General features: G+C 56.7%; 25 protein-coding genes and 1 riboswitch. Of the genes, 13 read left to right on the plus strand and 12 right to left on the minus strand.

Annotated elements, in window-relative coordinates; genetic code table 11:
* Positions 1-52: 52 nt before the first annotated feature.
* Entirely contained in the window at positions 53-1,930 is a 1,878-nt protein-coding gene (gene thiC, locus MDG893_RS17765; protein ID WP_007155215.1) for a phosphomethylpyrimidine synthase ThiC, read from the minus strand.
* A 74-nt stretch (positions 1,931-2,004) separates the two neighbouring features.
* A riboswitch (TPP riboswitch) is annotated at positions 2,005-2,119 on the minus strand.
* Between the two features lie 158 nt (positions 2,120-2,277).
* Here thiC and MDG893_RS17770 point away from each other — a divergent pair.
* Complete coding sequence (locus MDG893_RS17770; RefSeq protein ID WP_007155216.1) at positions 2,278-3,657, plus strand: TolC family outer membrane protein; 1,380 nt, start codon at positions 2,278-2,280, stop codon at positions 3,655-3,657.
* 61 nt (positions 3,658-3,718) lie between these two features.
* On the opposite strand, the gene waaA is transcribed toward MDG893_RS17770, so the two are convergent.
* Positions 3,719-4,987 carry a lipid IV(A) 3-deoxy-D-manno-octulosonic acid transferase gene (gene waaA, locus MDG893_RS17775; RefSeq protein ID WP_007155217.1) on the minus strand — a complete coding sequence of 423 codons (1,269 nt, stop codon included), beginning with the start codon at positions 4,985-4,987 and terminating at the stop codon, positions 3,719-3,721.
* Between the two features lie 173 nt (positions 4,988-5,160).
* Between waaA and lpxL the strand changes: the two genes are divergently transcribed.
* From lpxL to MDG893_RS17795, 4 genes are read left to right on the plus strand one after another with little or no spacing between them, the layout of a single operon-like run.
* Positions 5,161-6,111 (plus strand): LpxL/LpxP family Kdo(2)-lipid IV(A) lauroyl/palmitoleoyl acyltransferase, encoded by a 951-nt coding sequence (gene lpxL, locus MDG893_RS17780; RefSeq protein WP_007155219.1) that lies wholly within the window; start codon positions 5,161-5,163, stop codon positions 6,109-6,111.
* Complete coding sequence (locus MDG893_RS17785; protein WP_007155220.1) at positions 6,112-7,059, plus strand: mitochondrial fission ELM1 family protein; 948 nt, start codon at positions 6,112-6,114, stop codon at positions 7,057-7,059.
* Positions 7,056-8,171: a glycosyltransferase family 4 protein gene (locus MDG893_RS17790; protein ID WP_007155221.1), complete on the plus strand. Its 1,116-nt coding sequence runs from the start codon at positions 7,056-7,058 to the stop codon at positions 8,169-8,171. Before MDG893_RS17785 ends, MDG893_RS17790 begins: the two co-directional genes overlap by 4 nt.
* Entirely contained in the window at positions 8,168-9,226 is a 1,059-nt protein-coding gene (locus MDG893_RS17795) for a glycosyltransferase (RefSeq protein ID WP_007155222.1), read from the plus strand. Before MDG893_RS17790 ends, MDG893_RS17795 begins: the two co-directional genes overlap by 4 nt.
* Here the strand turns inward: MDG893_RS17795 and MDG893_RS20790 are convergent.
* On the minus strand, positions 9,150-9,860 hold the full coding sequence (locus MDG893_RS20790; RefSeq protein ID WP_157132872.1) for an SGNH/GDSL hydrolase family protein: 711 nt from the start codon (positions 9,858-9,860) through the stop codon (positions 9,150-9,152). The genes MDG893_RS17795 and MDG893_RS20790 overlap by 77 nt on opposite strands.
* Before the next feature lie 60 nt (positions 9,861-9,920).
* On the opposite strand from MDG893_RS20790, the gene MDG893_RS17805 reads away from it, so the two are divergent.
* The 5 genes from MDG893_RS17805 (at position 9,921) to MDG893_RS17825 (ending at position 14,634) form a co-directional block, all read left to right on the plus strand.
* Positions 9,921-10,589, plus strand: a complete 669-nt coding sequence (locus MDG893_RS17805; protein ID WP_007155225.1) for a YrbL family protein — start codon at positions 9,921-9,923, stop codon at positions 10,587-10,589.
* A gap of 91 nt (positions 10,590-10,680) precedes the next feature.
* Entirely contained in the window at positions 10,681-11,589 is a 909-nt protein-coding gene (locus MDG893_RS17810; RefSeq protein WP_007155226.1) for a lysophospholipid acyltransferase family protein, read from the plus strand.
* A 111-nt stretch (positions 11,590-11,700) separates the two neighbouring features.
* Positions 11,701-12,531, plus strand: coding sequence for a glycosyltransferase family 2 protein (locus MDG893_RS17815; protein WP_040474751.1), 831 nt, complete (start codon positions 11,701-11,703; stop codon positions 12,529-12,531).
* Entirely contained in the window at positions 12,528-13,709 is a 1,182-nt protein-coding gene (locus MDG893_RS17820; RefSeq protein WP_007155228.1) for a glycosyltransferase, read from the plus strand. The genes MDG893_RS17815 and MDG893_RS17820 overlap by 4 nt, the downstream gene beginning before the upstream one ends.
* Positions 13,702-14,634 (plus strand): sulfotransferase, encoded by a 933-nt coding sequence (locus MDG893_RS17825; RefSeq protein ID WP_007155229.1) that lies wholly within the window; start codon positions 13,702-13,704, stop codon positions 14,632-14,634. The genes MDG893_RS17820 and MDG893_RS17825 overlap by 8 nt, the downstream gene beginning before the upstream one ends.
* On the opposite strand, the gene MDG893_RS17830 is transcribed toward MDG893_RS17825, so the two are convergent.
* Genes MDG893_RS17830 through MDG893_RS17840 form a run of 3 tightly spaced genes read right to left on the minus strand, consistent with a single transcriptional unit; the run spans position 14,613 to position 19,142 of the window.
* Positions 14,613-15,395 carry a phosphocholine cytidylyltransferase family protein gene (locus MDG893_RS17830; RefSeq protein ID WP_007155230.1) on the minus strand — a complete coding sequence of 261 codons (783 nt, stop codon included), beginning with the start codon at positions 15,393-15,395 and terminating at the stop codon, positions 14,613-14,615. The two genes, MDG893_RS17825 and MDG893_RS17830, sit on opposite strands and share 22 nt — an antisense overlap.
* A complete protein-coding gene (locus MDG893_RS17835; RefSeq protein WP_007155231.1) occupies positions 15,383-16,030 on the minus strand; it encodes a gamma-glutamyl-gamma-aminobutyrate hydrolase family protein in 648 nt (215 codons plus the stop codon). Before MDG893_RS17835 ends, MDG893_RS17830 begins: the two co-directional genes overlap by 13 nt.
* A gap of 1 nt (position 16,031) precedes the next feature.
* Complete coding sequence (locus MDG893_RS17840; protein ID WP_007155232.1) at positions 16,032-19,142, minus strand: PEP/pyruvate-binding domain-containing protein; 3,111 nt, start codon at positions 19,140-19,142, stop codon at positions 16,032-16,034.
* A gap of 117 nt (positions 19,143-19,259) precedes the next feature.
* Here MDG893_RS17840 and MDG893_RS17845 point away from each other — a divergent pair, with 117 nt between their 5' ends.
* Complete coding sequence (locus tag MDG893_RS17845; protein WP_007155233.1) at positions 19,260-19,907, plus strand: hypothetical protein; 648 nt, start codon at positions 19,260-19,262, stop codon at positions 19,905-19,907.
* Here the strand turns inward: MDG893_RS17845 and MDG893_RS17850 are convergent.
* Together MDG893_RS17850 and MDG893_RS17855 are read right to left on the minus strand one after the other, a co-directional pair.
* A complete protein-coding gene (locus tag MDG893_RS17850) occupies positions 19,898-20,686 on the minus strand; it encodes a glycosyltransferase family 32 protein (protein WP_007155234.1) in 789 nt (262 codons plus the stop codon). The two genes, MDG893_RS17845 and MDG893_RS17850, sit on opposite strands and share 10 nt — an antisense overlap.
* 4 nt (positions 20,687-20,690) lie before the next feature.
* On the minus strand, positions 20,691-22,019 hold the full coding sequence (locus MDG893_RS17855) for an O-antigen ligase family protein (RefSeq protein WP_157132873.1): 1,329 nt from the start codon (positions 22,017-22,019) through the stop codon (positions 20,691-20,693).
* Positions 22,020-22,150: 131 nt separating this feature from the next.
* On the opposite strand from MDG893_RS17855, the gene MDG893_RS20545 reads away from it, so the two are divergent.
* Entirely contained in the window at positions 22,151-23,044 is an 894-nt protein-coding gene (locus MDG893_RS20545; RefSeq protein ID WP_050776526.1) for a glycosyltransferase family 2 protein, read from the plus strand.
* Here the strand turns inward: MDG893_RS20545 and MDG893_RS17865 are convergent.
* Positions 23,032-23,715: a BUD32 family EKC/KEOPS complex subunit gene (locus MDG893_RS17865; protein ID WP_007155237.1), complete on the minus strand. Its 684-nt coding sequence runs from the start codon at positions 23,713-23,715 to the stop codon at positions 23,032-23,034. The genes MDG893_RS20545 and MDG893_RS17865 overlap by 13 nt on opposite strands.
* Positions 23,716-23,749: 34 nt before the next feature.
* On the minus strand, positions 23,750-24,478 hold the full coding sequence (locus MDG893_RS17870; RefSeq protein WP_040474757.1) for a 3-deoxy-D-manno-octulosonic acid kinase: 729 nt from the start codon (positions 24,476-24,478) through the stop codon (positions 23,750-23,752).
* A gap of 146 nt (positions 24,479-24,624) precedes the next feature.
* On the opposite strand from MDG893_RS17870, the gene MDG893_RS17875 reads away from it, so the two are divergent.
* Positions 24,625-25,653, plus strand: a complete 1,029-nt coding sequence (locus MDG893_RS17875; protein WP_040474758.1) for a glycosyltransferase family 9 protein — start codon at positions 24,625-24,627, stop codon at positions 25,651-25,653.
* Positions 25,654-25,665: 12 nt separating this feature from the next.
* Here MDG893_RS17875 and MDG893_RS17880 read toward each other — a convergent pair whose 3' ends face one another.
* A complete protein-coding gene (locus MDG893_RS17880) occupies positions 25,666-26,070 on the minus strand; it encodes a DUF6165 family protein (protein ID WP_007155240.1) in 405 nt (134 codons plus the stop codon).
* 37 nt (positions 26,071-26,107) lie between these two features.
* On the minus strand, positions 26,108-26,493 hold a 386-nt coding region (locus tag MDG893_RS17885; RefSeq protein ID WP_007155241.1), incomplete at its 5' end, for an aminotransferase class IV.

The following is a 26,493-nucleotide window of genomic DNA, read 5'->3' on the forward strand; positions in this document are numbered from 1 at the left end:
CAGGGCTACCTGCCCGGCCGGAACACCAGACCAATAAGGCTAAGAACCCAAACTAGACCTTGTCATAAAGCTTAGAGCCAGCCTCCACAAATTCCCGAGACTTCTCCTTCATGCCAGCATCCACCGCCGACACCTCGTCGAGACCATTCTCCTTGGCATACTCCCGAACCTCCTGAGAGATCTGCATGGAACAGAACTTCGGGCCGCACATGGAGCAGAAGTGAGCCACCTTGGCGGAGTCCTTCGGCAGGGTTTCATCGTGGAAGGCACGAGCGGTGTCCGGGTCGAGGCCGAGGTTGAACTGATCTTCCCAGCGGAACTCGAAGCGGGCTTTGGACAGCGCGTTGTCGCGGATCTGGGCACCGGGGTGGCCCTTTGCCAGATCAGCGGCATGAGCTGCGATTTTGTAGGTGATGATGCCGGTCTTTACATCGTCCTTGTTGGGCAGGCCCAGATGCTCCTTCGGGGTAACGTAGCAAAGCATGGCACAGCCGTACCAGCCGATCATCGCCGCGCCAATACCGGACGTGATGTGATCATAGCCAGGGGCAATGTCGGTGGTCAGTGGCCCGAGTGTGTAGAACGGCGCCTCATCACAGCATTCCAACTGCTTGTCCATGTTTTCCTTGATGAGCTGCATCGGCACGTGGCCCGGGCCTTCAATCATGCACTGGACGTCGTGCTTCCAGGCAATTTTGGTGAGTTCTCCCAGGGTTTCCAGCTCGCCGAACTGGGCTTCATCGTTGGCATCGGCGATGGAACCGGGGCGCAGACCGTCACCGAGGCTGAAAGCCACATCGTAGGCCTTCATGATTTCGCAGATGTCTTCGAAGTGCTCGTACAGGAAGCTTTCCTGATGATGAGCCAAACACCACTTAGCCATGATGGAGCCGCCACGAGACACAATGCCGGTAGTGCGCTTGGCCGTCATGGGCACATGGTGCAAACGCACGCCCGCGTGGATGGTGAAGTAATCCACACCCTGCTCTGCCTGCTCGATCAGCGTGTCGCGGAAAATTTCCCACGTCAGGTCTTCGGCAGCGCCGCCGACTTTTTCCAATGCCTGGTATATCGGTACAGTGCCAATGGGAACCGGCGAGTTGCGGATAATCCATTCACGGGTTTCGTGGATGTTCTTGCCGGTGGACAGATCCATGATGGTGTCGGATCCCCAACGGGTGCCCCAGGTGAGCTTTTCAACTTCTTCCTCGATGGAAGAGCTGACTGCCGAGTTGCCGATGTTGCCGTTGATCTTCACCAGGAAGTTACGGCCGATGATCATCGGCTCTGTTTCCGGGTGGTTGATGTTGTTGGGAATAATCGCCCGGCCGCGAGCAACTTCGTCCCGTACAAACTCAGGAGTAATTTCCTGTGGCAGAGAGGCTCCGAATGACTGGCCCGGATGCTGATCTTTCAGGAGCCCCTGCTCCCGAGCGTCCTGCAGCTTCATATTCTCGCGAATAGCGATGAACTCCATTTCCGGCGTGATGATCCCTTTGCGGGCATAGTGCATCTGGCTGACATTTTTTCCGGGCTTGGCCTTCAGCGGCTTGCGCTCGTCCATAAAGCGGAGAGGGTCCAGCAGAGGGTCTTTCATGCGGCGACGCGTGAATTCCGAGGTGTAATCGGATAGCTGCTCTACATCTCCGCGCTCTTCAATCCAGGCGGAACGGATGGGCTTGAGCCCCTTGCGCAGGTCAATGGTGGCTTCAGGATCGCTATACGGACCGGAGGTGTCATAAACGGCGACGGGCGCATTTTTCTCGCCACCCATGTCGGTCGGCGTGTCGCCCACAGTAATTTCCCTCATGGGCACTCGAATATCAGGTCGGCTACCCTGTACGTAGATCTTTCGGGACTGGGGCAGCGGCTTAATGGCTGCAGAATCGACTTTTGCTGAATCGCTGAGATAGGAAGGTATTGTTGTCATGGTGCGTCCCCGGGTTGATTAGGTATACGGGTCGCGTATGACGGGCAGTGATCACAGAACGGTTCTGTGTCGTTGCAGCATATTGTCTCAAATCCCTACGCCGGTATTATCCGGATCAGGTTGCGGGTTCTGCCTGGCAATCTCAGCCGGCGGTCAGATGTTCTGACGCCAGCACCCCGTCAAGACGCGAATTCAATGTAATTGACACTTACAATCAGTGCCGACTGCAAGTGTAGAGCTCAGCCCGATTATTGTCCATAATGGCGAGCCTGAAACGCTCAACGACTATCTGAACATATGTGGCCAGGTATTCCAACACGCCGGGTGATTCACTAACAGGAGACATCATGAAGAAACGACTGCTTTCCGGGCTGATTGGACTGCTCGCAGCCCAGCCTGCACTATCCATGGATCTGGTTGAGACGTACGAGAAAGCACTCTCCTATGACTCCGGCATTGCAACCGCCCGCGCCACTTTTGAAGCTCAGAAGGCAGCGAGTGACGTCAGCCGTAGCAACCTGCTGCCGCAGATCGGTGCCTTTGGTGAAGCCAGCCACACCGATGTGGACGGCCCCAGCCAGGACGCGGCATATAAAACCTACGCCTACGGCGTCGAGCTGACCCAGCCATTGTTCCGAGCCGACACCTGGTTTAACTACGACGCCAGCAAATTCCAGACGGAAGCCGCGCAGGCCGAATACAACCTGGCTCAGCAGCAGCTGATTCTTGACGTCGCCACCGCCTATTTCAATGTCCTCAGGGCGGCAGATACCCTAACCACAGCCCGCGCTACCGAAGCGGCCATTCAGCGCCAATACGAGCAGGCACAGGAACGCTTTGATGTGGGGCTGATTGCCATTACCGAAGTGTATGAGGCTCGTGCCAGCTATGACGACAGCAAGAGCCAGCGTATCGCTGCAGAGAGCGACCTGGATATCGCCCGCGAACAACTGGCACGACTGACCGGCGAGTACACCGAAGACCTGAATAATCTGCGCCGGAATTTCCCCCTCGGCCGCCCGGAGCCCATGGATCCTTCAGCCTGGGAAAACACCGCTCTGAACCAGAACTGGCAGATCCAGTCGGCCCTCTATGACCTGAACACCAGCGAAGCAAACCTGAAGAGTGCGAAAGCCGGTCACCTGCCCACGCTTGACCTGAATGCGTCATACGGCAACACGGAGATCGATGGGTTGGAGCAACCAACCCTTACACAGGGACAGCGCGACGGCACAACCACAGAAGGTCGCATCGCCCTTACCCTCAATGTTCCCCTGTATATGGGCGGCGGAACCCAGGCCGGTGTGCGACAGCAGCGCTCCCAGGTTACTGTGGCAGAGCAGTCGCTGGAGACAGTACGCCGGGACGTCCGCGTAAACACGCGCAGCCTGTTCCGTACCGTGAATACCAACATCGAGTCTGCCTCTGCCCTGGAACAAACCATCATTTCCCGCCGCAGTGCGCTCGACGCCACTCGCGCTGGCTACGAAGTCGGCACACGGAACATCGTGGAAGTGCTGGATGCGGAACGGAACTATTACGTGGCACTGCGTGACTTTGCCAATGCCCGTTACGACTACGTGATTAACACTCTGAACCTGAAACAGGCGGCTGGCACCCTCAGCCCTCAGGATCTGGTAGATCTGAACAACTGGCTGAGTGCATCAGCACCGGGGATTGAGGCCATGGCTAACGAGCAGGAAACCATCGACAACCTCTCCCAGTAACCGTATGCAAAGCAGGCCGGGGCACCCGCCCCGGCCCGTCATAAAACGCCTGCATCACGCTTCAGACTCGCTCTACAATTCCATCGACCACTTTCTCCAGCGCACCCCGGTTGGCATTCACAACCGCCAGCGCGTTGTGGCCCGCCGTTTGTGCTGAAGACTTGTCCGAAAAAAGATTGACGACGCACTGGGCAAGAGACTCCGCCGAATTCGTCATATACAACCCTTGCCCTGAATCAAGGCGCTCGTAAATGGTTTCGAAATTGAATATGTGCGGCCCGGAAAGAACAGGGATTCCCCAAGCGGCAGGCTCCAGCGGATTGTGGCCGCCGCGCTCAATCAGCGAGCCGCCCACGAAGGCCACATCGGAGGCGCCGTAAAGCATTAGCAGTTCACCCATGGTGTCACCAAGGTACACCTCACTGCCTACCTTTTCGACCCCGCCACTTCCTGATCGGGACCGACGGACAAGAGAGAGTCCCATGGAGTCGATGAGCCTGGCCACATCATCAAAACGCTCTGGATGCCGCGGCACAATCATCAGCAATGCGTTCGGGAAACGCTCGAGAATTTGCTGGTGAGCTTCCAATATCTGGCGATCCTCACCGTCATGGGTACTGGCTGCAATCCACACCGGTCGGTCAACACCCAACGCCTCCCTCAGCCCCGAAGACTCGGCGCGTACATCTTCCGAAATCTCAACATCAAACTTGATGCTGCCGGTCACCGAGACTGATTCCGGCGTGGCCCCAATACGCAGGAACCGGCCAGCGTCTTCCTCTGCCTGCGCGGCTATCCAGCTAATACTGCGGAGCAGCGGACGAACCAGAGAGGCCACCCGCTCATACCCCCGCGCGGAACGGCTGGAAAGACGCGCATTAATCAGAAAAATGGGTACTTGGCGTTGGCGGCTGAGGGCAATCATATTCGGCCAAAGCTCGGTTTCCATAATCACAAGCGCCCGGGGCCTTACCCTGCCAACAAAACGGCGTACCGCGCCGGGTGTGTCATAAGGAGAGAATGCATAGTGGACCCGGTCACCGAACAAAGCCCTGGCACGGGCCGAACCGGTCGGCGTCATCGCGGTCATCAATATGGGGATATCAGGATTGCGCCTCAGCAAAGCTTTCACCAAGGGGGCCGCCGCGATGGTTTCACCCACCGATACGGCATGAACCCATATGACCGGCTCATCGAACGCCTCAACGTACCCCAAGCGCTCTTGCCAACGCACGAACGCTTCAGGATTAGTACGCCCGATCCACCACAACCGCAACAGCACAAACGGCAGCGCAATGCGGAAAAAAAGGGAGTAGAGAAAGTGAAGCATGGTAACTCCGGCCGGGTCGATGCGGCGGTCATTCTACATAAAGCGGCGGCCGGCGTCTGCGACCTGGAATTCATGGTTTTCCGCAACTTGCGGATATTGCGGCTTTAGCCAAGGATAATGGCCCTGCTAAACTCCGGTTCTTGCCGTTAAAAAATCATCAGGGACTGACACGAGTGAAGACCGCTAAACAGAGAACTCGCGACACCCGCTATACCAGCTACCTTCATCCGCGCTGGTGGCCAACCTGGATTGGGGTCGCCGCCATGTGGCTGGGCGCCCAGTTGCCGCTCAAGCTGCAATGGTGGCTGGGCAAACGGATTGGTGACCTCGCCTATCGCTTTGCCGGCCGTCGCAAGCAAATCACCGATGTGAATATTCGCCTGTGCTTTCCAGAGTTATCCGAAACGGAAAAGCACGAACTGGTGAAGGCGTCTTTCCGCGCCAACGGCATCGGTGTCATGGAAATCGGGCTGGCCTGGTTCCGCAACCCCACCAGCTTCATGCCCATTACGCAGGTGCACGGTCTCGAACACGTCAATGCTGCCCTTGCCAGTGGCAAGGGCATCCTGTTGCTGGGCGGTCATTACAGCACCCTGGATCTGGGGGGGGCCCTGGTCACCGAATACATTGAGGCCGACGTGATGCAGCGTGACCATAACAACCCACTGATGAATGCGGTGATGACCCGTGCCAGAGAACGTCGTTATGGTGTGGCACTGGATAGCCGGAATCTCCGCGGCCTGCTCAAACAACTCAAGAACAACCGTATCGTCTGGTACGCCACGGATCAGGACTACGGCCGTAAAGGCATCGTTTTTGCCCCATTCTTCGGTGTGCCGGCGGGGTCCATCACCGCCACCTCACGCATTGCCGACCGTAGCGGCTGTGCCGTGGTGCCGTTCAGCCATTTCCGGCGGGAACACTCGCCAGGGTACGATATCTATTTCCATCCGCCACTGGAGAACTTTCCTTCCGGAGACGACATGTCAGACGCCACGTTGGTGAACAAGACCATCGAGAACGAAATCCGCAAACACCCGGACCAATACCTCTGGATGCATCGCCGCTTCAAGACCCGCCCTTCCAGGCAAGATCCGAACCTGTACAGCAAGGACGCAAACTGAATGCGCCCCCACACGGGCTCACCCGCCCCGGTTGTCTGGCTACTGACCGACAAAAAGCCCGGCCACCTTAATCAATTGAAAGGACTGGGCAACCGGCTTCGGGTGCTGGCCGGCGCCAGCGTGAGTGAAATTGATGCGACCGAAGCGCCCCCGCCCTTGTGGCGGGCGCTGCTTGGCGTTGCGCCAGCCATGGATAAGGCCCTGGGAACGCCAAACCTGATCATCGCAGCCGGTAGCGGTACCCATCGCCTGTTGCTATCCCTGCGCCGACTCCGGAAGGTAAAAACCGTGATTCTGATGAAACCGAACTTCCCCCTTGGCTGGGTCGACGCGGCCATCATACCGGAACACGATAAGGTTCCCTCAACAAGACATGTCCTTGCCACTGAAGGCGTTATTAACGCGATCACGCCCCTTGCCAGAATCACCGACAAACCCGAAGGCCTTGTTCTCATTGGTGGCCCCTCACCCCATTTCGACTGGGATGACGATGTTATTCTCGGACAGTTATCCCAGCTAATGGGTCGCTACCCGGAATGGCGCTGGACGATCAGCGGCTCTCGCCGTACGCCCGAAAACCTGTTGATGCAACTGAACGACCTGGCAGGCCCGAAGGTCACGGTCGTGGATTCCAAGCGAACGCACGCCAGCTGGCTTCCCCACCAACTCGCCGCCTCCCGCGCGGTGTGGGTCACACCAGACAGCACCTCCATGGCCTGCGAAGCTGCCACCTCCGGCGTGCCTACGGGTCTGTTTGAGCTCGCGCCCAAGAATAACAGTCGGGTCGCCCGGGGCATGGCCAGCCTGGTGGAGAAAGGGTACGTCGCACACTGGAGTGACCATGCCTCGGTTATGGCTGGAAAATTGCGCGGATCGCAGGAGCTTTGGGAGGCTGATAGGGCCGCAAGGTGGCTGATTGAACACTTTTTAAGGGGAGGCAAACGTTGAGGATTCTGCAGGCGTTACCCGCGCTATACAGTGGCGGGGTGGAACGAGGCACCGTGGAGTTCGCCGCCGACCTGGTGAAACGTGGGCACAAGTCCTATGTGGTTTCGAAAGGCGGGCCCATGGCGGAGCAGCTTCGTGGGCAAGGCTCGGAACACATTTTCATGCCAATACACCGGAAGAACCCGGCGTCATTCGGACAAATCCTGCCCATGCGCAAGCTGCTTCTGGAGCTGAAACCGGACATCATACATGTCCGCTCCCGCATGCCCGCCTGGATCATCTTTTTGGCCCTGAAGACCATTCCAGCCAACCAGCGCCCGGCCGTCGTCTCAACCTTTCACGGCATGTATTCCGTGACCCCCTACAGCGCCATCATGACCCGGGCTGATCACATCATCGCCGTGTCCGGTTGTGTTCGGGATTATGTGCTAAACAAATACCCGGTGCCGGAAGAAAAACTGACCGTCATCCAACGGGGCGTGGACGTGAGCGCTTTTCGACAACGGGAGCTCAGCCCACAATGGCTGGACCGCTGGTTCCGGCAGTACCCACAGCTGGCCCAGAAAAAGATCGTCATGATGCCCGGGCGCATTTCCCGCTGGAAAGGCCAATTGGATTTCCTGGCCATGATGGCGCAGCTGGTGCAAAAACGACCGGATTGTCACGGCATCATTGTCGGCGGCGCAGAACCCGGCAAGGAGCAGTTTCTGGAAGAGCTGGAAAAGGAACGTGCCCGCCTGAACCTGACCGACAAGGTGAGCTTCCTTGGCCAGCGTAATGATATGACGACCCTCTATCTTCTGGCGGACGTGGTCTGCCACATGTCCACAAAACCAGAACCTTTCGGCCGCACCGTTACCGAGGCCCTGGCCTCAGGCACACCGGTGGCCGCCTTCGACCGAGGTGGCGCAGCCGAAACACTGCGCGCTTGTTTCTCCGACGGATTGGTACCGCCAGACAATATAGAAGCCTTTGCCCAGACCGCGCTCGCCCTCCTCGACAATCCCCGACCTGAGATAGATATACCGTGGCGCTTCCAACTGGAAGCACAGACCGAAACCACGCTGCAGGTTTATGAAAATCTTCTTGCGCGGAGGCCTGCGCACCAATGAATGCGCAAGGCCCGCTGACAATCGCGCTGATCATCGCCACACCCGGCACAGGCTGGGGCGGTATGGAAACGCACACAGCCGACCTCGCGAACGCCCTCTCGACAAGAGGCCACACCGTTCACGTTCTGGCACACAGCCACTACAACGAACGCTTTGCCTCGTCGGTTTATTTTCATCCACTGCCCGTGCAGCTCGGCCGACACAACCCCTGGCTTCACTACCTCCTGCGGCGACTACTTCGCTCCATCCACCCGGACATCGTTCATGCCCAGGGTAACAAGGCCGCAAGCCTGATCAGTTCAGTCCGTCATCTGAACAGTGCAACAGTGGGCACACTTCATGGCACCAAGCGCTCCCATAAGGGGTTTGAACGGCTGAACGGCGTGATTGGTGTCAGCCGAGATATTACCGACACCGTTACCCACGCCAATGCTCGCCTGATCCACAACGGCTTACCGCCTGTGGAAACCTCCGGCGCTAAAAACCCGGAGGCCCCGATCTTCGAAATTCCTGCAGAACGACCTCTCCTGTTAGCCGCAGGCCGTCTGGAACCGGTAAAACAGTTCGACCGGCTGATTCGCGCCTGGGTCAGGGCCGACTGCGGTGGCAGTCTGGTTATCCTGGGTGATGGTAGCCAACGTGCTCAACTAGCTACCCTGATTCATGAGCTGGACGTCTCAGACCACGTGCTGCTTCCAGGCCATGAGTTCCATATGAAGCCCTGGCTCCAGGCCGCCTCCGCCTGCGTCATCAGCTCCAGCCGCGAAGGCTTCCCTTATATCATGGTGGAAGCGCTGATGGCGGGTTGCCCCGTTCTGTCAACGCCCGTCAGCGGCGTGGGGGAGTTCCTGCCAGAACAGGGTATTGCAGCGTCTGACAGCATTGAGGATCTCACAACACTAATCCGTACCAATCTCAGCAACCCAAAGGAGTTAACGGATTCCCAACGCGGCAGTTTTCTTCGGGCCCGGGAGCAGCTCAGCCTTGAGGCGATGGTATCGAAGACAGAGGCTTTCTATCGGGACCTGTTGGCCAGTACGTCGACAGCGCGCTGAGCACCGTATCCGCCAGGAGTCGATGCCCCGTTTCGGTAAGGTGGGTTCCGTCTGCCATCAGGGATTGGGCTTTCTGCTGCCATAACGGGCGGTAGGCGTCAGCAAAAAACGCATTTGGCTCGCGCATGACTAACTCTCGCAGGCCCTCATTGTAACGCTCAATGCGCGGGTTCCGGTGTTCGTCGAGGTTCGGCGAAGTGGCCACCAGCGCAAACAGGGTATCGGGGGCCGATCGCAACACACACTCAATATTGCCAAGGTACTCGTCCAGCGGCACCTGTTCCACCGCGCCCCAACGATCCTGCAGGTGGAAACGCCGGGCCCATTTCTTCAGCTTTTTGACGAGCTTTCGGGCAAGCTTCCCGCGGAGGCTGTCCGGATAATAAAGCACGTAAGGCGCACCACGAAAGGTGAGCCAGGAATCAACGAGTCCGTACTGAATAAACGCCAATTGATAATTACTGGGCGGGAAGGCCTCGGCATACTGAAGCAGCTCACGGGTTGTGCTCATGGTGTGGCCGCAATTGGTCAGTGCCAGACCCAATTGCTCCGCAACGATCTGCGGCCAGACCGGTTCATGGTAGTCTTTCAGGCCCTCGGTATTACAATCTCCGTAGGCAATACAACCGTTCATAACATGGCTTCCCGAGGCTTCCATTGTACAAAGCAATAAAACGAGATTCGGATACAATCCATGATTGACCTGTCAGGCATTGAGCCATTTGCCTCTGGCTACAACCGACACTGCTACCGGCATCCGGATGATCCGGCATTGTGTCTCAAAATACTGCGACCTGAAAACATCGAAGCCCGATTCCAGCGACAAGCCTGGCCCAAAAAAGCGCTCGGCAGGGCAAGGATTGATGACAACCGCCAGGAACTCCGGGCGCATCAACAGCAGGCCATCAGGGCACTGATCAAAGACGGCCACAACGAATTGGTCTGGGCACACCTGCCGCAGTTTCATGGCGCGGTGGAAACCTCACTCGGCCTGGCAAACATGAGTGAGCTCCTCTTCGATGATCACGGCGTTCCGGGCGAAACGCTCGAACACTACCTGAAACACCGGGGGTTTGACCAACCGATTCGGGACGCCGCTGACCGCTTCTGCAAATGGTTACTCGAAACCGGCATCCTCACCCGGAACCTGCTGCCCCACAACCTGGTTATCATCGACAGGGGCGGGCAACCGGAGCTATTCCTGGTTGACGGGCTCGGCGCCCCCGCCATCCCCGACAAGCTGGCCACTCTCCCCCCCTGGCGACAGCGATACATTGGCCGTCGTATCCGGCGCTTTTACCTGAGGATTGGCTGGGAAACCGGAGACCGAAGCACGAGCTGGGAAGCCTCGCAGAAGCTGTAATCGCCAGCAGTAACATTCACCAACCTTGCCGCCCACGCCGGATGGTGGTAGCTTCCGCTCATCCTGTTTCCTGTTGATAGTCCTCTGGATTATGGCGCTTTCCAAAGCAACGTTTCTGATTACCGCTCTCCGGCTTGCCGGTAAACTCCCCCTGCGTGGCGCCCAGCTTATAGGGCGCTTCCTTGGCATGATCAGTTGGATGTCCAAATCCCAGTACCGCACGGTTACCGACATCAACCTGAAAATCTGCCTGCCGGAGCTGACGGACGACCAGCATGACCGAATGGTACGCTCCAGCCTGCGGCACACCGGCCAAACCCTGATGGAAATCCCCCTGATGTGGGAATGGCCCGTGGAACGCTGCCTGGGCCTGATCCACGAGATCGAAGGCGAGGAACTGCTCGCTGAGGCGAAAAAGGATGGCCGGGGGCTGTTGCTGCTGGCACCGCATCTCGGTAACTGGGAGCTCACCGGGCTTTATTTTTCCTCGCGGTACCGCATGGCTGCCCTCTACAGCCCGCCCCATATCCGGGAATTCGAGGATTACATGATCCAGGTTCGCGGGCGCATGGGCTCGGAACTGGTTCGTGGTGACCGTCGCGGGTTGGCAAGACTGATCACCCTGCTGCGGGAAGGCGAAGTCGCCGGTATCCTCCCGGACCAGAGCCCAAGGGGCAAAGGCAACGCGTATGCCCCCTTCTTCGACATGGAAGTGCGCACCATGACCCTGGTCTCGAAGCTGCTGCAGAAGTCCGGCGCCAAGCCCCTGGTCACCTACTCCGAGCGTCTGAAAGACGGCGAAGGTTTCCGGCTGGTGATTCGCGAGTGCGAGCCCGGCATTGCCGACCCGGACCCGGTGACGGCCACAACCGCCCTGAATAAATCCATTGAGGATGTAGTACGGGAAGTGCCGGAACAATACCAGTGGGAATACAAACGCTTTCGCCATCGACCACCCGGCCTACCCCACCCTTACCGGCCCGGTAGAGTGTGTAAGTAATTCCCCCCTCACACAGCCGGTGCCCGCGGTGTACTAAAACTGTATAATCCGCGTACCGAAGCAGTTTCCAAGACTGTCTTGTTTTACCTGAATAAAGGCCGGGCCGGATCCATGTCACCAGAACGCATTGGCGTTGTCATCACCACCTACAACTCCCCACTATGGCTGAGCAAAGTTCTGACGGGTTATGAAAACCAGAGCCAGCCGGACTTTCGGGTAATCATTGCTGATGACGGGTCAACCGACGAGACCCGCGCCCTGATTGACCAGTTTCGCGAACGCAGCATCCTGCGGATCGATCATGTCTGGCACGAGGACGATGGCTTTCGCAAATGCCAGATCCTCAACAAGGCCATCCGGGAAACCGACTGCGATTACCTGATCTTCACGGATGGCGACTGCATCCCGGAACCGGACTTCATCGCCACTCATCAACGGCTGGCCGAACCGGGTGTTTTCCTGTCCGGCGGATACATCAAACTCACCATGCCGGTCTCAGAAGCGATTACCGACGACGATATCCGCAACAGTGTCATTTTTGACCCCCAGTGGTTGGTCAGCAAGGGCCAACCGAAGAACCACAAGCTCTGGAAGCTATCCAGCTCGTCCCTGAAGAAGACAGTCCTGAATGCCGTCACGCCCGCAGCCGCCAGTTGGAACGGCATGAACAGCTCCACCTGGACCAAAGACCTGATTGCGGTTAACGGCTTCAACGAAGACATGCAATACGGTGGTCTGGACCGCGAACTTGGCGAGCGCCTCTGGAACTTTGGTCACAAATCCCGGCAGATTCGCTACAGCACGGTGTGCCTGCATCTGGACCATGCCCGCGGATACTCAAAGCCGGAAATCTGGGCTAAGAATCGGGCTATACGCAAGGCCGTTAAGGACAACCGCACCTTCTGGGCTGAAAACGGCATTGAGAAGAGCCCCACTGCATGACCGAGCAAGGAAGCATGAGAACCCTGGTTGTGATCCACAGCCTGAAAATGGGCGGTATGGAACGGGTGGCCGTTAACCTGGCGGATGCTTTCGCGGACGAGGGCCACGAGAGCCACCTGCTGTCCTGCCGCAATCGCCCCAATGATCTCAGCCCTGCCAATTCTGCCGTTCACCTGCATCACTTCGATCAGTTCCAGGCGTTGATGAAATCGGTTATCGGTATTCCAGTTTTCCTGCTATCCCGCCTTCTACTGGGTGTACTGTTGCCGAAATCCCACTTTATGTGGGTTGGCTGGCTAAGCGGGTGGCTGCTGAAGGGACACATTCGCGGCCTGGAAAAGCGCTTCGGGCGTTTCGACCGCATTGTTTTCCGAGGCCTGGGTACCTTCAAGTATTTCTGGTCGTTCCGGGATGACCGCAATGTGTACGTGCTCGAAAACGTTATCCATTACGATCGTCCTCTGTGGCAGAAAAAGCTGGAATGGCAACTGGTCTTCAAAAACCGACACCTGGCTTGCGTCTCCTCTGGCGTGCTGGACTCCGCTCAGGAGGCGTTCAAAAAGGGGGAGATTGAACCGAAAAGCCTGCGGGTGATCACCAACCCCTGCCCGGTGGAGCAGATTAACGCGTTAGCGCAAGAGGCCGACCCGGACATTCCATCGGAGCCCTACATCCTCAATGTTGCCCGGCTCGTGCCCCAGAAAGGCCACGCCTTGCTGCTGGAAGCCTACAAGCAATCAGGAATCGCTCACAAGCTGGTCATTGTGGGCGAGGGTCCGCTGAGGAACGATTTGGAGGAGAAAGCAAAGGCTCTTGGCATTGCTGACCGCGTTTTTTTCGCGGGCAAACGCAGAAACCCCTACCCCTGGATGAAACAGGCAGATCTGTTTGTGCTGGCTTCAGAATATGAGGGCCTGGGCATCGTATTAACCGAGGCCCTGGCCTGCAACACCCCGATCATGGCGGTAGAGAGTCGCGGCGGTGTGCGGGATGTGTTCCGTGGCGAACTGGCAGGCTTCCTGACACCACGCACCGTGGATGGTCTGGCCAGCGGGCTTGCAACCGTGGTCAACCGCCTGCCGATCACCGTGAAACCGGAGTGGCTGGCACCTTTCCGCAGCCAGGTGGTGGTGGCCGACTTTCTTGAATCCCCGGACAAGCATCACCGCAATGACTGAACACGCTCAACCTCTCAATATCCTGGTCGCCGGCATTTACTGGTCCGGTTCCGGTGCTGTAGTGGATTACCTCAAGGGACACCCGGACTGCTTCGTACCCCGGGGCGAATTTACCGACTTCAAACGAAACGGGCGGATCGGCAGCCTGCTGGAGTCAGATTCACCCTTCAAGGCAAAGTGGCTCTCCAGGGCAATGTGGCTCGAAACAGCCATGGGTAAGCTGCCCGCGGCGCAGCTTAAGAAAGCACGAGGCGCAGACCAGGCCACGCTTGCCCCCAAGGAGCAGGTGAGACACAACCAGTTGAAGCTTGAATACCTTGGCCGCTACCGGAAACACCTTGCCAAAGGCGGTGAGCCCTCGGATGGCCGGATCTGGAATGACTGGATGCACGCCGTCGGCCAGGCGTACGCTGCAGGGAAAAAGGCCATCGTCTGGAACCAGCCAATATGGGTCGGCAAACACGAAGGGACCTGGCCCGCTGTCTTTACCCCGTTCAAACTGATCGTGGTTCACCGGGACCCCATCGACCAGTTTGCCGAGGTCGTCCGCCAGGGCAAGATCGGCAAGCGTAAATCCGACCCCGCGTTCGATGACAGCGAGAAAGACGACATTGCCTATGTACTCAAAGGCATTGCCTCCAAGATGGAAAGTCTGATGGCGCTGCAGGCGCAGTTAGGCGAAGGTTTTATGCTTGCAGTGAGCTTTGAACGCTTCGTGAAAGACCACAAAGCCGAAGCCCGGAGAATCTGTAACTTCCTGGATTTCCCGGAAGCGCAACTGCCGTCAGCGCCGTTCAATCCTTCCTACTCCATCCGCAATGTCGGCATCGGAGACACGGACCAGATCCGCGGCATGCTCAAGGATCACCAACCCCTTGTCGACCGACTATATGACCTGAGAACTCAGTTCGATAACGCGCAGTAGGATGCCAGCTCACCTTTTTCCGCCATCGTGGAATACGCTTCCAACTCACCCGCGGTATCCACTTCCAGCCAACCGTTGTCCACCAGGCAGGCCTTCACCGGCCAGCCGGTGTCAATCAGATGCTGGATGAAGCTCGTCATGTACATGTTGTCGAAGTCCTTGCCATCGTAGGTGGCGCTACGGTCCAGACTATCGAAGACGTTGAGAAACGCCTGCACCTGATCGCCCCGGATCTTGATCAGCCCCATGTATTGGGCCTGGACCTGGCTGTAATCACTGGGCTTCTTGCCAAGCTCAGTCACAAAACCGGATTCGTCCATCACGAAGGTTTCCGCATCATCCAGCGGCTCCTCCATTCTTAACTGCCACAGACGTTTCCACTCACGGTCCGCAGCCAGACAAACCGGTGCATCGCAGTCCAGAACGCTTTTCAGAACCGTAGGCTCATAGACGATATCCCCGTAGCTGATCAGCAGATCCTCGCCGGGCGTCATCTTCTCGCGCGCGCAAAAGAGCGTGCGCACCATGTTGGTGGTTGCGTACTCGGGGTTGAGGACGAGATCGCCGCCGAGAGTGTCCAGGTCATCCGACCGATAGCCGCCGATGACGGTAATGCCATTGCTCACTCCGCAAGCTGCCATCGCCGCCATCTGACGATGAAGCAGAGGCTTGCCCGCCAGCGCCACCATGCATTTGGGGCGGTCGTTGGTGTAGGGGCGAAGTCGGGTGCCCTGCCCGGCGGCCAGTATCAGTGTTTGCATGGGGTACCTCTGAAAATACAGTTGAAAAGTTGTTTGTCGCGCTCGGTGAACGGCGCCTCTCGCTCCGGGTGCCACATGATGCCAGCCCAGGGCAGGCTATGATGCACATACGCCTCGATATCGCCTTCCGGGCTCAGCAACTGTGGGATGAGTTCCGCCGCCAGACCCTCCGGAGCAATTCCCCAGTTATGGAAACTGTTGACGTCCTGATAGGGGTGAAACCAGCTATTTGTCTGTTCAGCTGGTGTCACCGCGTGTCGCACGGCGGTATGGCCGGAGACCGGGGTGAGTTCCCCACCCAGCCAGACGTTCATCATCTGCAGTCCCCGACAGACACCGATAACTGGCCACCCCCGCTCGCGTGCAAGGGAAAGCAGGGTTCGCTCCGTCTCATCGCGCTCTGCCGACGTGTTGCTGGCATCCGGCAAGTGAGTGAGATCATTGCCACCCGACAGGATCAGCCCCTCAATTCCCGTCGATGCCAGCCATTCGTTGAGATTGGACAGCGAGTTGGGAATGGGCACGGGCGTGAACCCCAGTGCCTCAAGAAACCGGAACCATTGCTGATCCAGGCAATCCCGGTGCTCACCATAAGACGCAACCACTTCCACGCGCTGACTGATTCCAATGCGCATCTTAACGGATGACCTCAATTCGCTTGTTGACGGGGTCCAGTTCCAGCACGGTTGCCCTCGCCAATGCCTCGTACTTCCCCTCGCCTACGCCAATGGCGGCAGGTAGACCAAACTCTGCGGCCCGTATGGCCATGTGGGAATTGGCACCACCGTACATGGTAATCAACCCGGCGATGCCATGGCCAAACAGCCAGTCATATCCAGGATCAGCCTGGGAAATCATGGCAATCCTCCCAGCCAGATTACCCTGTTCGTCGGTGGGTCGTTTTTGCAGATCAACGCACTCGGCAGAGATCTTCCCGGCACCCACGAAATTCGCGTGGCTATCGGTGTACAGGAAGGTGTAAAAGTCACTCTCCGACAGCAGCAACGGTGGCAACTCAACCATGGCAGCTGCCCGGCTTGCCTCATAACCCTCGGCAGCCTGGGCCGCCAGCCAGGAGGCTTCATCGGCCACCGCCATCGTGCCTGCGCGCACCCCGGACAGGGCTTCAAGGGAAATACACGCCATTTGATCCCGAGTTATCCCATGACTGCGTCCGTAATCCGCCAGGCAATCCAGTGCCCGGGAGAGATGCCGGGTAAACACAAACTTGGCGTACTCACGTCCCTCAATGGCATTACGCATAAAACGCTCAAGCTGCTCAATGTCACCGGGCAAACCGGCGTCTGAAACCGCCTGCGCGAACGCCTGCTTCTCATCTTCCCACGCGTCCAGCGCAGTCTGGGAGCCCGAATCGGCGTGCGCATCCACTGCTGAACGTTCGATCACCGGAACTAAAAAATGCTCAGGGTTATCGCCATAGCAGGGCGAGGTTATGTCGTAGGTACCTGGCCGCAAGTGCCCATATAGTTTGGTGAAGGCGGACATGGATAGCTCTTGGCGAGCCACCTTAGCCGCATCGTCGGTAAATCGGTGGGAAACCGTACGGATAGAGTTAAGGAACGCATCCATGGCGCTCTGGGACAACACGCCTTTTTCAACGGCCGACCGAAGCAACGTGATCGCGACAAAGGCACTGCGGGCAAGATGGGCAAACGCCAGGGTTCCGTACCGTCGACACTCTTCTAGCAGCAACAATGCCTGGTCCAGGTTAGGGGTATTGGTGTTCTGGAACCACGACAGCCGCTTTGCGAAGCGGTCGACTACCTGTAAATCGGTGTCAGTTCGAGCGATGGCGCAGGCGGTGATGGTTTTCAAACCGACACCAAGCCGGTCCGCCTCACCGGCGGTGAAACCACCGTCGCGGATCAACCGTTCCCGCCAGCGCTCGAAGTCCAGCGCGTAGCAGGTAGGCACCACATCAAACTCCACCTTGTCGTGTAAATGCGGATGGCGACGCAACCACTCCATGTAGAAATCCACCAGTCGCCCTGCCAAGCCGTCATCGAGCGATTGCGGAATGAAAGAGTTGAAACTGGCGCGAACATCCACGTACGGGTGCCCGGCAAACATCCTGAGCAATGGCTGGGGGCGAACGTCCCGATAACCGTATTCCGCTCTCTGGGCCGCCCACACGTCATCCATGATCAGATAACGATACAGGCTGGATGCCAGGTTTCCCGGCCGGGTGCCGATGATTTCGGCCGGATTCCAGTCTGGCATCACACCGAAATAGGCACGCTTGCCAACAACAAATGGCGCTGGAGCCTGCCACTGCCGGAACCGATCTACTGCGTTGGTCAGCATGCTCTCTGCCGCGTCACTTTGAGTCAGCTCATGCTGAACGGCAATTGGGCGTACCTGAAGAATATGGATCACGCCACCCTCGGTAATGGCGAACTCCATATCCAGAGAATCGAAATCCAACAGGTCCTCGACTTCCCTCAGCGCGGGCATCAGTCCCGTCAGGTTCTCCGGCACACGTACCAGCTTCTCCGGCGCATCCCGATAAACAAAGAGGGTTTTGTGGTCCCGACTGGCACCGCTGGTGATGGACTCGGTGCTACTCGTAGTATCGTCGTAGTTCACGACATAATAGGGGGCCCCCGAAGACAGAGTCTTGGTGAACGCCACGCCACTGGCAATCACCTGTTCCAGCATTGGCTGCACCAGAACCTGGTTGTCGGGATGGCCATCGGGATAGGAGTCGATCACCTTCTTAATGGCGGCTCTAAGCTCGCCTTCACTCTGGCGACTGATATTGAGAACACTGGTGTAAGCGCCAGCGTTGGATACCCCGAACCCGTCCTCTGACAAGGCACTGCTGCGGACAACCAGTTTTTCCGTTTCCGATAGGCGCGCTCCGATTCGGGCAAGTACTGCTGCGTCCAAGTCCTGCCATTCGGCAACCGTAAAGCTGACCTGGTCTTCAATACGACTTCTCGTAACTACGCCCTGCAAACGATGGAGCGTCTGTGCCTTGGTGCCAAGGATAAAACGACTGAGATCGTTCGGCTCGTTCAGTTCCGCCCATCCACCAGCCACATCCACCGCAGCCACACTGAACCCGCGAACCCGCAAAAGCTCAAGAAGCTGGGTGAGGCTGCCCTTGCGTATGGCTTCCGGAAAATCCGACTGCCCCGCCAGAAAACCCGCAACCTCTGGCCGCAGCCGAACCAGGCCAACGAACTCGGCATCGGCCAGTTCAGGAAGAATGTCCCGCCCCAAACGGGTGATCCGGCCACCGTGAAGATTTACTTTTTCACATCGCTGCAAATCCTCTTCAGAGCGGCCCTCAAACCGGTGACGCCAATTGCTGTCCACCAAAACGGCGATATCCGCCTCGCTGGAGGATAAAGATTGCACCGCGGAATCCCGAAACAGCACGTCGGCATAGGACACGTAGTGAACGGCCCGATCATTCAGTGGCGCTTCCAGCAACGACGCCGCCGCACCGGTGGATTGCCAATGAGGGTTCACCGAATAGTGAAGCTCGGGATAACGCTCGGCAATTTCATCCAGCTGGTATCCGCCCACGAAATGAACGTCGGGCTCTACCGCGCGCATGGCGTGCAATACCCAGTCCAGTACCCGCCTGCGACCAGTGGTGCCCCGGAGCACACTGTGCTGCTCGCCGCTGAACGGCTTGCCAGCGCCGAGGATGATGAGGCGTGCCTGGCTCTCTTTCACAATTTTATCCACCCGTAATCCTGTATGGCCGTAAAACATAGCATCTTCAGGAAGATATGATTAACGGCATAGCGTAAAATGCTAAACTTCGACTCCTGACGAAACCCCCGAAGTCTTTTGGCGGATAGTTTACACGATAGGTGAGTCCACAGCGGCATGAGCATTACAGAGAAAAGTGGCTTTGAGCAGATTCGCAGAAACTGGACTAGCCGCCTGAAAGCATGGGATAGAGACAGGAAGAACAGACGACAGTATGGACCAGAGGCACCGCTATTTGCGGAACGTCTCTGGATTCCAGTGGATCAGCTTCAATACGCTCTCAAGCACTGGAGCACGAAACAGAGCGGCAGAGTTGTCTCTGAGTGGCCGGCGGAGAGAATAACGCCGATCAACGAAATCGAAGTCGTCAGGGCCTGTGCCCAACACTGGCACAAGAATATCCCTTGGGAAGAAACCGGCATCTACCAGCGAATGATGGAGTACATCCGCCAACGCGGCAGAGTGGATCGGCTGGCGTCTGAGAACGATGTGAAAATACGCTATCAGGAGCTGGACGAGCTTTATAATACTGTTATTCAAAGCGGAACGTTAAGCCCCAGACATGAGCTGATCAAGGGGAATTTTCGCGAGGAAGGCGGCATCCTCGTTCACATCGGCCCGGACGGCGCTCCATACTTTGGTGGCAAGGGCCACCACAGGTTGGCCGTTGCCCTGGCGGCGGGGGTTGATCTTATTCCTGCCCAGATCGGCGTCGTTCACAGGAACGGCCTGACAAAGCTTGGCGCATTTCGGGATCAACCATGACGGTCAAGCTCCCGCACTTCACCGACACCAAGAGCTTTGGTCTTGGCCTCTTCCACCAGATTCGCTAGTCGTGCTTTTGTCTCAACAACCAGCTTTTCCGGATCAGATTCCGTCATTTCATCATAGGTCGCTTTGGTGCCTGCAAAAAACTCACAGGAGTAAACAGGCCCTCCCCCCGTATAGACATCTCCAGAGTGATGCACCGGTAGGAAGAAGTGACTCGGCAGGATGGTCATATCTTTGTTTCCAGAGGCGAAAATAGCGTCAGTAAAAGGAACTGGTCCTGTCGTCTGCCAGACTTTACGCTTCTTGTACCTCAACTTTTTCCAAACAAAACGACGCGTAATATCCCGAATTTCATTCAAGCCCGTCACCACCGAACGAATCACTTCGTGTCCAGGTCTGGCTCCCACGTAGCCGTTTGCCACAAGCCCCGGTCGGGTATACTCGTTTTCCCAAAGCGCAAAGAGATCACAACCGAAAATCCAGTCTGGCAGCCGCTGCAAACAAACAGAGTCTGCATCCAAAGCGAAGCCGCCTTCCGACAACAGTATTTCCCAGCGCATAAGGTCAGCAACCCCCGCGAACCCTCTATCCAGCTTTGAGATTCGGTCCATATGTTCACGGTTGATCCAGTCGCGTTTTTTCCAGTCCTGGTTGCCCCATATCCGGATCTCGTAATCAGGATGTTGACGCCTCCAAGTTTCAATATACGCATCAGGCCGCAACGACTCATCTCCGACCCAGATAAAATGAAGTTTGCGGGGAATACTGTTCATCGCTTCAAACCTGTTTACCATAAGCGGGTGGGAAAAAGCATTGGAGTCGTGACCGGTTTTTACCTGCCATGAGATGTTGTCCGTTTACGGCCTGGCTTGAAAGTAGCAACATCGCCGGCACCCAGAAACAGAACCAGTCGAAATGGAACGGCGACAGCGGGTCACCGCCATCAAACATTAATGCAGCCAAACCCACCAGCAGCGGGATCAACACATATCCATCTTGCTGTTTCTCCGGGCGAACCCATATCCTGGCAAGAACTCCCGGGAGCCATAATGCGACCCAGAACACGAACCCGAACAAACCCAGGAAGTAGATAACCGAAAGCGCCATATTGTGCGGATGGCGGAATTGCTGGATAACACCTTGCTCATGGTCAAACACTACAACGGGAGTGACCTTGTTCGTAATACCATGCCCGAAAAACGGCGCACTACCAATTGAATCAAGCGTCGACATCCAGATAGCTGGCCGCCAGGACAGACCGCGGCTGAGAATGAACTCCGGGTAGAAGATCAGTATCAGTATTCCGCACAGTACAGCGGCGCCAAATAGCAGGAACCAAACGCGATTCCTATATAGAATAATGCAAGTGACGATGGCAACGATTATAGCTACTTGCCCCGTTCTCCTTTCCAGTGCCACCAGGAATAGAAGTAAAATGGCCAGCGCCAGAAATCCCACCCAACGGAGACTCCTATTGTTCTCGCTCAGTATCAATCCAAGGAGCATCGCAGCCTGGGGCGCCACGAGCAAAGTAGCCAACATCTCATTCGCCGGTTTTACTCCATAGGCTTCCAGCCTTTGCTCCCCAACACCTTGGTACAGCGTCGTCGCCCAGGGCATGTCCAATATCCCGTACATTGCAAACAGATGCCAGGCCCCGAGGGCGGCAGTGCAAACGCAGGCCAACAAGAGAGCTCGCTTAAGCAATAACGTCTGTCCAGACAACTTCAAGTAGGAAAACAACACAAAAATAGCCGTGGATTGTCCAGCCGCCCGGAAAGTTTTTGAATAATCCGGTGAATTGGCCCATACCAACGATAAAAGTGAGAACGCCAAATAAACGGCGAGAGGTGCTGCAGCCATCAAAAATCCCTTGCCAACCCATCCCCGGCGGATCATCAAAGGGCCCAGAATCAGAAGTGATGGCAAACTGACGAGAGCATCGAAAATATTCAACCCCGCCCCAGTCGACTGCTGCCACATCAGCAGACTAAAAACGCACGAAAGGCTAAAGCACACCCAAAGAGGCAACAACCATTCGGGAACATGACGCGACGCCGACAAACTGACCACCTTTCGAATTAACAACATTAAATACCAGGGCAACTTCCAATGCCTGGATTACATCGCTATGGCCAAACTCCATGGCCACACCCACACTGCACAACCCATATCTGTCTGAATTCACAAAAAAGTTCAGATACAATCGCTAGATTACTTGCTAATGGCTGAAGCTAATGCCCCAACTTTCCATTGTCATCCCAACTCACAATCGCCCTGACATGCTCAAGAAAGCTGTCGAATCAGCAAATGCCCAGACCACCAGCGACCTGGAAGTGATTGTGGTCGATGATGGCAGCAGTCCACCCATTGCTGACGACTGCTTTGACGCCAAGGTTTCAGTTCATCGCCACCCATCACCAAGAGGCGCCTCGGCAGCCCGAAATACTGGCATTTCACTCGCCAAGGGCACTTATACGGCATTTCTTGATGACGACGACACTCTTCATCCGGACTACGCCGAAAGGATGCTTCACTTCATGGAGAACAGCGGGGCAGACATCGATTTCGCCTGGCCATCTCTACACGTTATTGACATCCCCACTGGAAAAACATCCAGGGCACAACACCTTCCCTGCCTGATTCGTCGCAACCACTCGGCCCCGGAATCATCGTATGCTGCGACAGCCTACACCCGAACCACCGGCATGATATTCCGAACAGCCTCCATTCGCGAGTTCAACGGCTTTGATGAAACCCTCAGCGTGTCCGAAGACCGCGAACTCATTTTCCGCATGCTTAGCCAAGGCTGTGGCTGCGGTTCGGTTGAATCAGCCCTGGTTAATTTCTTCATTCATACCGGGCCACGCCTCAGCACTGACGATAACCTCCTAAAACAAGCCAAATGCGATGGGGTGATCGCCGTACGACATGCCGATTTTATTGCCCAGCATCCAAAACTCGCATCACGCTACCTGAATCTCCTGGCTCGCAGACAGAAAGATGCGGGGTTGTTTCGAGAATATCGCTCAACCCTCAGAACTCTCCTGAAAATAAACCCGACAGACGTCCGCGCCCTGAAGCGTTTTGCGCTGTCTTTGATCATACCAACGCGCCATCAATCAAACTGACGAGGCGCAATATTCCGGCTGGCACGCTTGGCATCCAGCATTGCCCGCCAGCCTGTGACGCTGGCCCAGAAAGCACCGCTATCCCACTCAGAGTCTTTCCCCACAAATGCACTTTCAAGATAGGCGCTCAGCAGGGTTTCAACCATTCCCTCATCCGGCAGCCGCGCGGCTACATTAGCGAGGTTGGAAATAGCAACCCCAAGCGGAAGCATACCGGCGTGAACACGGATATCATCTTCATCCACCATGGAGAGTTCGTCGCCGGCTCCCATAAGGAAATTGGTCAGATTTCCGTCCGGCTGTTCAATGCCCCGCTTATGAGCATCGGCCATGGTCCGACCTAACAGGCGGAGGATCTCCATCTGTCTAGAACGAGAGAGCTCCTCCATCAGCACGACCCGAAGCGGCCTATGCCCCTCCAGGAATGCGGTTCCATAACCAAAGCACTTCTCTGACGCGATCCAGCCGGCGAACACAATGGGTGGCACTGGCCCGCCCACGCGCCTGATTTTCTTGCCACGGCGCAACGCCCGAATCCAGTGAATCAAACCAAACAGTGGTTTGCGGTAGCATTTGACCGCCGCCGCCCGGCCATCCACCAGCCCCCGATAGGTAATCCGGGTTCGACGGGTATTGGAATGGAGCTCTTCTTCGAGTTTAACGGTGGTCATTAATGATTGTCAGGCCTGGTTTGGGAGTTTGAGCTTACGGCTGGCGATGATAGGCCTTCAGCAGGTATTGCCAGAAGCGCTCTTGCTCGGACGGGGACAAATCCAGGCACCGTTTACGGATAGAACGCTGAAGCCGTTCCAGGTTTCGCTGCTTCCATGCTGAATCTGTTTCATTTTCGCTCTCTGGGACCAGTTTGCAACGGTCGAAATCGATCAGATAAAGCCGATCTTCCGCCACCAGTATGTTGTCGCAGTTCAGATCAACGTGATTGAGGCCGTTGTCGTGGAAGCGCCGGATGACCTGCCCCAACTGAGCCCACAGAGACTCATCGCTTAAGCGATCGCTGTCGGAAAACGTGACGGAATTCGGTATCCGTTCTACCAGTATAGCGGCCCGATACCAGAAAAGCCGGTATTTCCAGGCAATGGCGGCAACGGCTTCTGGCACCGGGAGGCCCAGCGAGTGAAGTCGACCCAGCAACCGGAACTCGGCCACGGACCGGGTCTGTTCAAAGCCTGTAAACAAGTACGTCTTTTCCGCAAACCGGGCCATCATGCCGCCGCGTCTGTAATGACGTAGCACCATACCCGGCGGCTCCATATCAACAAACCAGGCACCGCCACGTCCACCAGAGGAGACCGGTTTCGCCCTTCCCTCCCAGAAGTCAGGGGAAAACCAGGACGCGGTCACCCCCTCATACCTGGGTGAAACCAGCAGCAATGACGTTCCGGAATCTGAATGAGTGCCCGTTGCCAATGTCAAAAGATCGTTACCCTCGGCCCGGCAAACCATGGGTTTGCAGGTAAAGACGTTAAAAGCCCAGTAGGCTAGAATGGCGCTCAGTTTACCAACGAGCCCCGCCCGGCTCCACATCCGGCAGTGAAAGATTGGAAACGGACCGTAACTTGATCAACTCCATCTGTATATTGCGTCTATCCGCCATTGGCGACGTCACTCATGTCATCCCCGTGGTATTGAGCCTTCAGGAACAGTTACCAGGCGTTAAGATCACCTGGGTAATCGGCAAGATTGAAGCCAAGCTGATTGGCGATCTGTCCGGCGTCGAGTTCGTTATCTTCGACAAAAAAGCCGGTCGCAAAGGGTACACTGATTTGCGCAACACCCTCAAAGACAGGAAGTTTGACGCGTTACTCCACATGCAGGTGGCCTTCAGAGCCAATCTGGCAGCAGCGATGATTCCGGCCAGGGTGAAGGTTGGCTATGACAACGCGCGCAGTAAAGACCTTCACAGTCTGTTTATTAACCGGAGAATTGCCCCCGCAGAACAACAACACGTACGGGATTGCCTGGCGAGTTTCCTGGAGCCACTTGGCCTGGAACCCGCCGCACCAAAATGGGTCATCCCACTGACCGTCGAAGACCATGAGTTCGCTGGGCAACACCTCGCCGCGGACCGCAGGAACCTCGTAATTAGCCCCTGTGCAAGCCACACCCTTCGCAATTGGCCGGCTGAACGCTATGCGCGCCTGGCAGATCACGCCATCCGCACTCACGGCATGAAGGTGATCCTGGTGGGCAGCCCTGCTCCTTTTGAAGCGGAATTTTGCACAGACATCGAAAATGCTATGGAGGAACAAGCGCACAACATCTGCGGTAAAGATACGCTGAAACAACTCACCGCTTTGTTGGAACGCGCTGACCTGGTTGTCGCACCGGATACCGGGCCGGCCCACATTGCCAGTTCAATGGGCACGGATGTGCTGGGTATTTTCGCAGCCAGTAACCCTAATCGTTCCGGCCCTTACAATTCGCTGCAATGGTGCGTAAATCGATATCCGGAAGCGCTAAAGCGGTTTACCAGCAAGACCGTTGAGCAGGCTCGCTGGGGCACCAAGGCGGAATTCGAGGGGGCGATGGAAATGGTGACGGTGGAGGACGTGACGGAGATGCTGGATCAGTGGGTTGCTCAGCACTGACACCGCGCCGCTTTACTTGCGGGCGGTGTAATCCTGGTAGGACTTTTCTTCCACAAATCGTGACCCCAGGGCCAGGTTCACGTCCTTCTTGATGGCGGCGCGCTTGTCGTTGGTAACATAGACGGCGCGAGCCAGTTCAATAAACTTTGCGCCAAAATCCTGAGCAGCTTCCTGATCACGGATGTCGTCTTCAATTTCCCAGAGCGCTTCGTTCACCGCTTTAAGCTGCTCGCGCAGATCTGCGATGGCTTCCTGCTCCTGAACGGCCTCGTTCCAGGTGGCACTCAGTTCGTCCAGCTCAAGCCGAACATTTTTGACCTTTTCCGCGTCTGCAATGCGTTCAGACTTGATCTCCAGAATGGTGATCTTGTCCAGCACTTCGCCGAAGGAGACCGGCACTTTGATAACGTCTGCCATTTGCTCTTCCTGCAGGTGTTGTTAGTGGAACACGGTGTTAGCCGTTAACCGCTGTCAGCCAGTGTGAATGCGCGGCGCTCTTGCCCTTCACGGCATCGAAATACATGCCTTGCAGCTTCTCTGTCAGCGGGCCGCGCTTGCCAGCGCCGATCAAACGGCCATCCAGTTCACGGATCGGCAGTACTTCGGCAGCGGTGCCAGTGAAGAAGGCTTCATCCGCGATATAGACTTCGTCCCGGGTGATACGACGCTCTTTCACCGGAATGTTCAGCTCTTTCGCGAAATCCAGGATGGTCTGGCGGGTGATGCCTTCCAGGCAGGACGTCAGCTCCGGCGTATGCAGGACTCCGTCACGCATGATGAAGATGTTTTCGCCCGAGCCCTCAGCCACGTAGCCTTCGTTGTCCAGCAACAGCGCTTCTT

Origin of the sequence: Marinobacter algicola DG893 (assembly GCF_000170835.1) — a bacterium.
Classification (GTDB): domain Bacteria; phylum Pseudomonadota; class Gammaproteobacteria; order Pseudomonadales; family Oleiphilaceae; genus Marinobacter; species Marinobacter algicola.

Bases quoted from the DNA above. Each gene is read 5' to 3' on its own strand.
- thiC (WP_007155215.1), bottom strand. From the start codon at position 1,930: ATGACAACAATACCTTCCTATCTCAGCGATTCAGCAAAAGTCGATTCT.
- MDG893_RS17770 (WP_007155216.1), top strand. From the start codon at position 2,278: ATGAAGAAACGACTGCTTTCCGGGCTGATTGGACTGCTCGCAGCCCAG.
- waaA (WP_007155217.1), bottom strand. From the start codon at position 4,987: ATGCTTCACTTTCTCTACTCCCTTTTTTTCCGCATTGCGCTGCCGTTT.
- MDG893_RS17785 (WP_007155220.1), top strand. From the start codon at position 6,112: ATGCGCCCCCACACGGGCTCACCCGCCCCGGTTGTCTGGCTACTGACC.
- MDG893_RS17795 (WP_007155222.1), top strand. From the start codon at position 8,168: ATGAATGCGCAAGGCCCGCTGACAATCGCGCTGATCATCGCCACACCC.
- MDG893_RS20790 (WP_157132872.1), bottom strand. From the start codon at position 9,860: ATGAACGGTTGTATTGCCTACGGAGATTGTAATACCGAGGGCCTGAAA.
- MDG893_RS17805 (WP_007155225.1), top strand. From the start codon at position 9,921: ATGATTGACCTGTCAGGCATTGAGCCATTTGCCTCTGGCTACAACCGA.
- MDG893_RS17810 (WP_007155226.1), top strand. From the start codon at position 10,681: ATGGCGCTTTCCAAAGCAACGTTTCTGATTACCGCTCTCCGGCTTGCC.
- MDG893_RS17815 (WP_040474751.1), top strand. From the start codon at position 11,701: ATGTCACCAGAACGCATTGGCGTTGTCATCACCACCTACAACTCCCCA.
- MDG893_RS17820 (WP_007155228.1), top strand. From the start codon at position 12,528: ATGACCGAGCAAGGAAGCATGAGAACCCTGGTTGTGATCCACAGCCTG.
- MDG893_RS17825 (WP_007155229.1), top strand. From the start codon at position 13,702: ATGACTGAACACGCTCAACCTCTCAATATCCTGGTCGCCGGCATTTAC.
- MDG893_RS17830 (WP_007155230.1), bottom strand. From the start codon at position 15,395: ATGCAAACACTGATACTGGCCGCCGGGCAGGGCACCCGACTTCGCCCC.
- MDG893_RS17835 (WP_007155231.1), bottom strand. From the start codon at position 16,030: ATGCGCATTGGAATCAGTCAGCGCGTGGAAGTGGTTGCGTCTTATGGT.
- MDG893_RS17840 (WP_007155232.1), bottom strand. From the start codon at position 19,142: ATGTTTTACGGCCATACAGGATTACGGGTGGATAAAATTGTGAAAGAG.
- MDG893_RS17845 (WP_007155233.1), top strand. From the start codon at position 19,260: ATGAGCATTACAGAGAAAAGTGGCTTTGAGCAGATTCGCAGAAACTGG.
- MDG893_RS17850 (WP_007155234.1), bottom strand. From the start codon at position 20,686: ATGAACAGTATTCCCCGCAAACTTCATTTTATCTGGGTCGGAGATGAG.
- MDG893_RS20545 (WP_050776526.1), top strand. From the start codon at position 22,151: ATGCCCCAACTTTCCATTGTCATCCCAACTCACAATCGCCCTGACATG.
- MDG893_RS17865 (WP_007155237.1), bottom strand. From the start codon at position 23,715: ATGACCACCGTTAAACTCGAAGAAGAGCTCCATTCCAATACCCGTCGA.
- MDG893_RS17880 (WP_007155240.1), bottom strand. From the start codon at position 26,070: ATGGCAGACGTTATCAAAGTGCCGGTCTCCTTCGGCGAAGTGCTGGAC.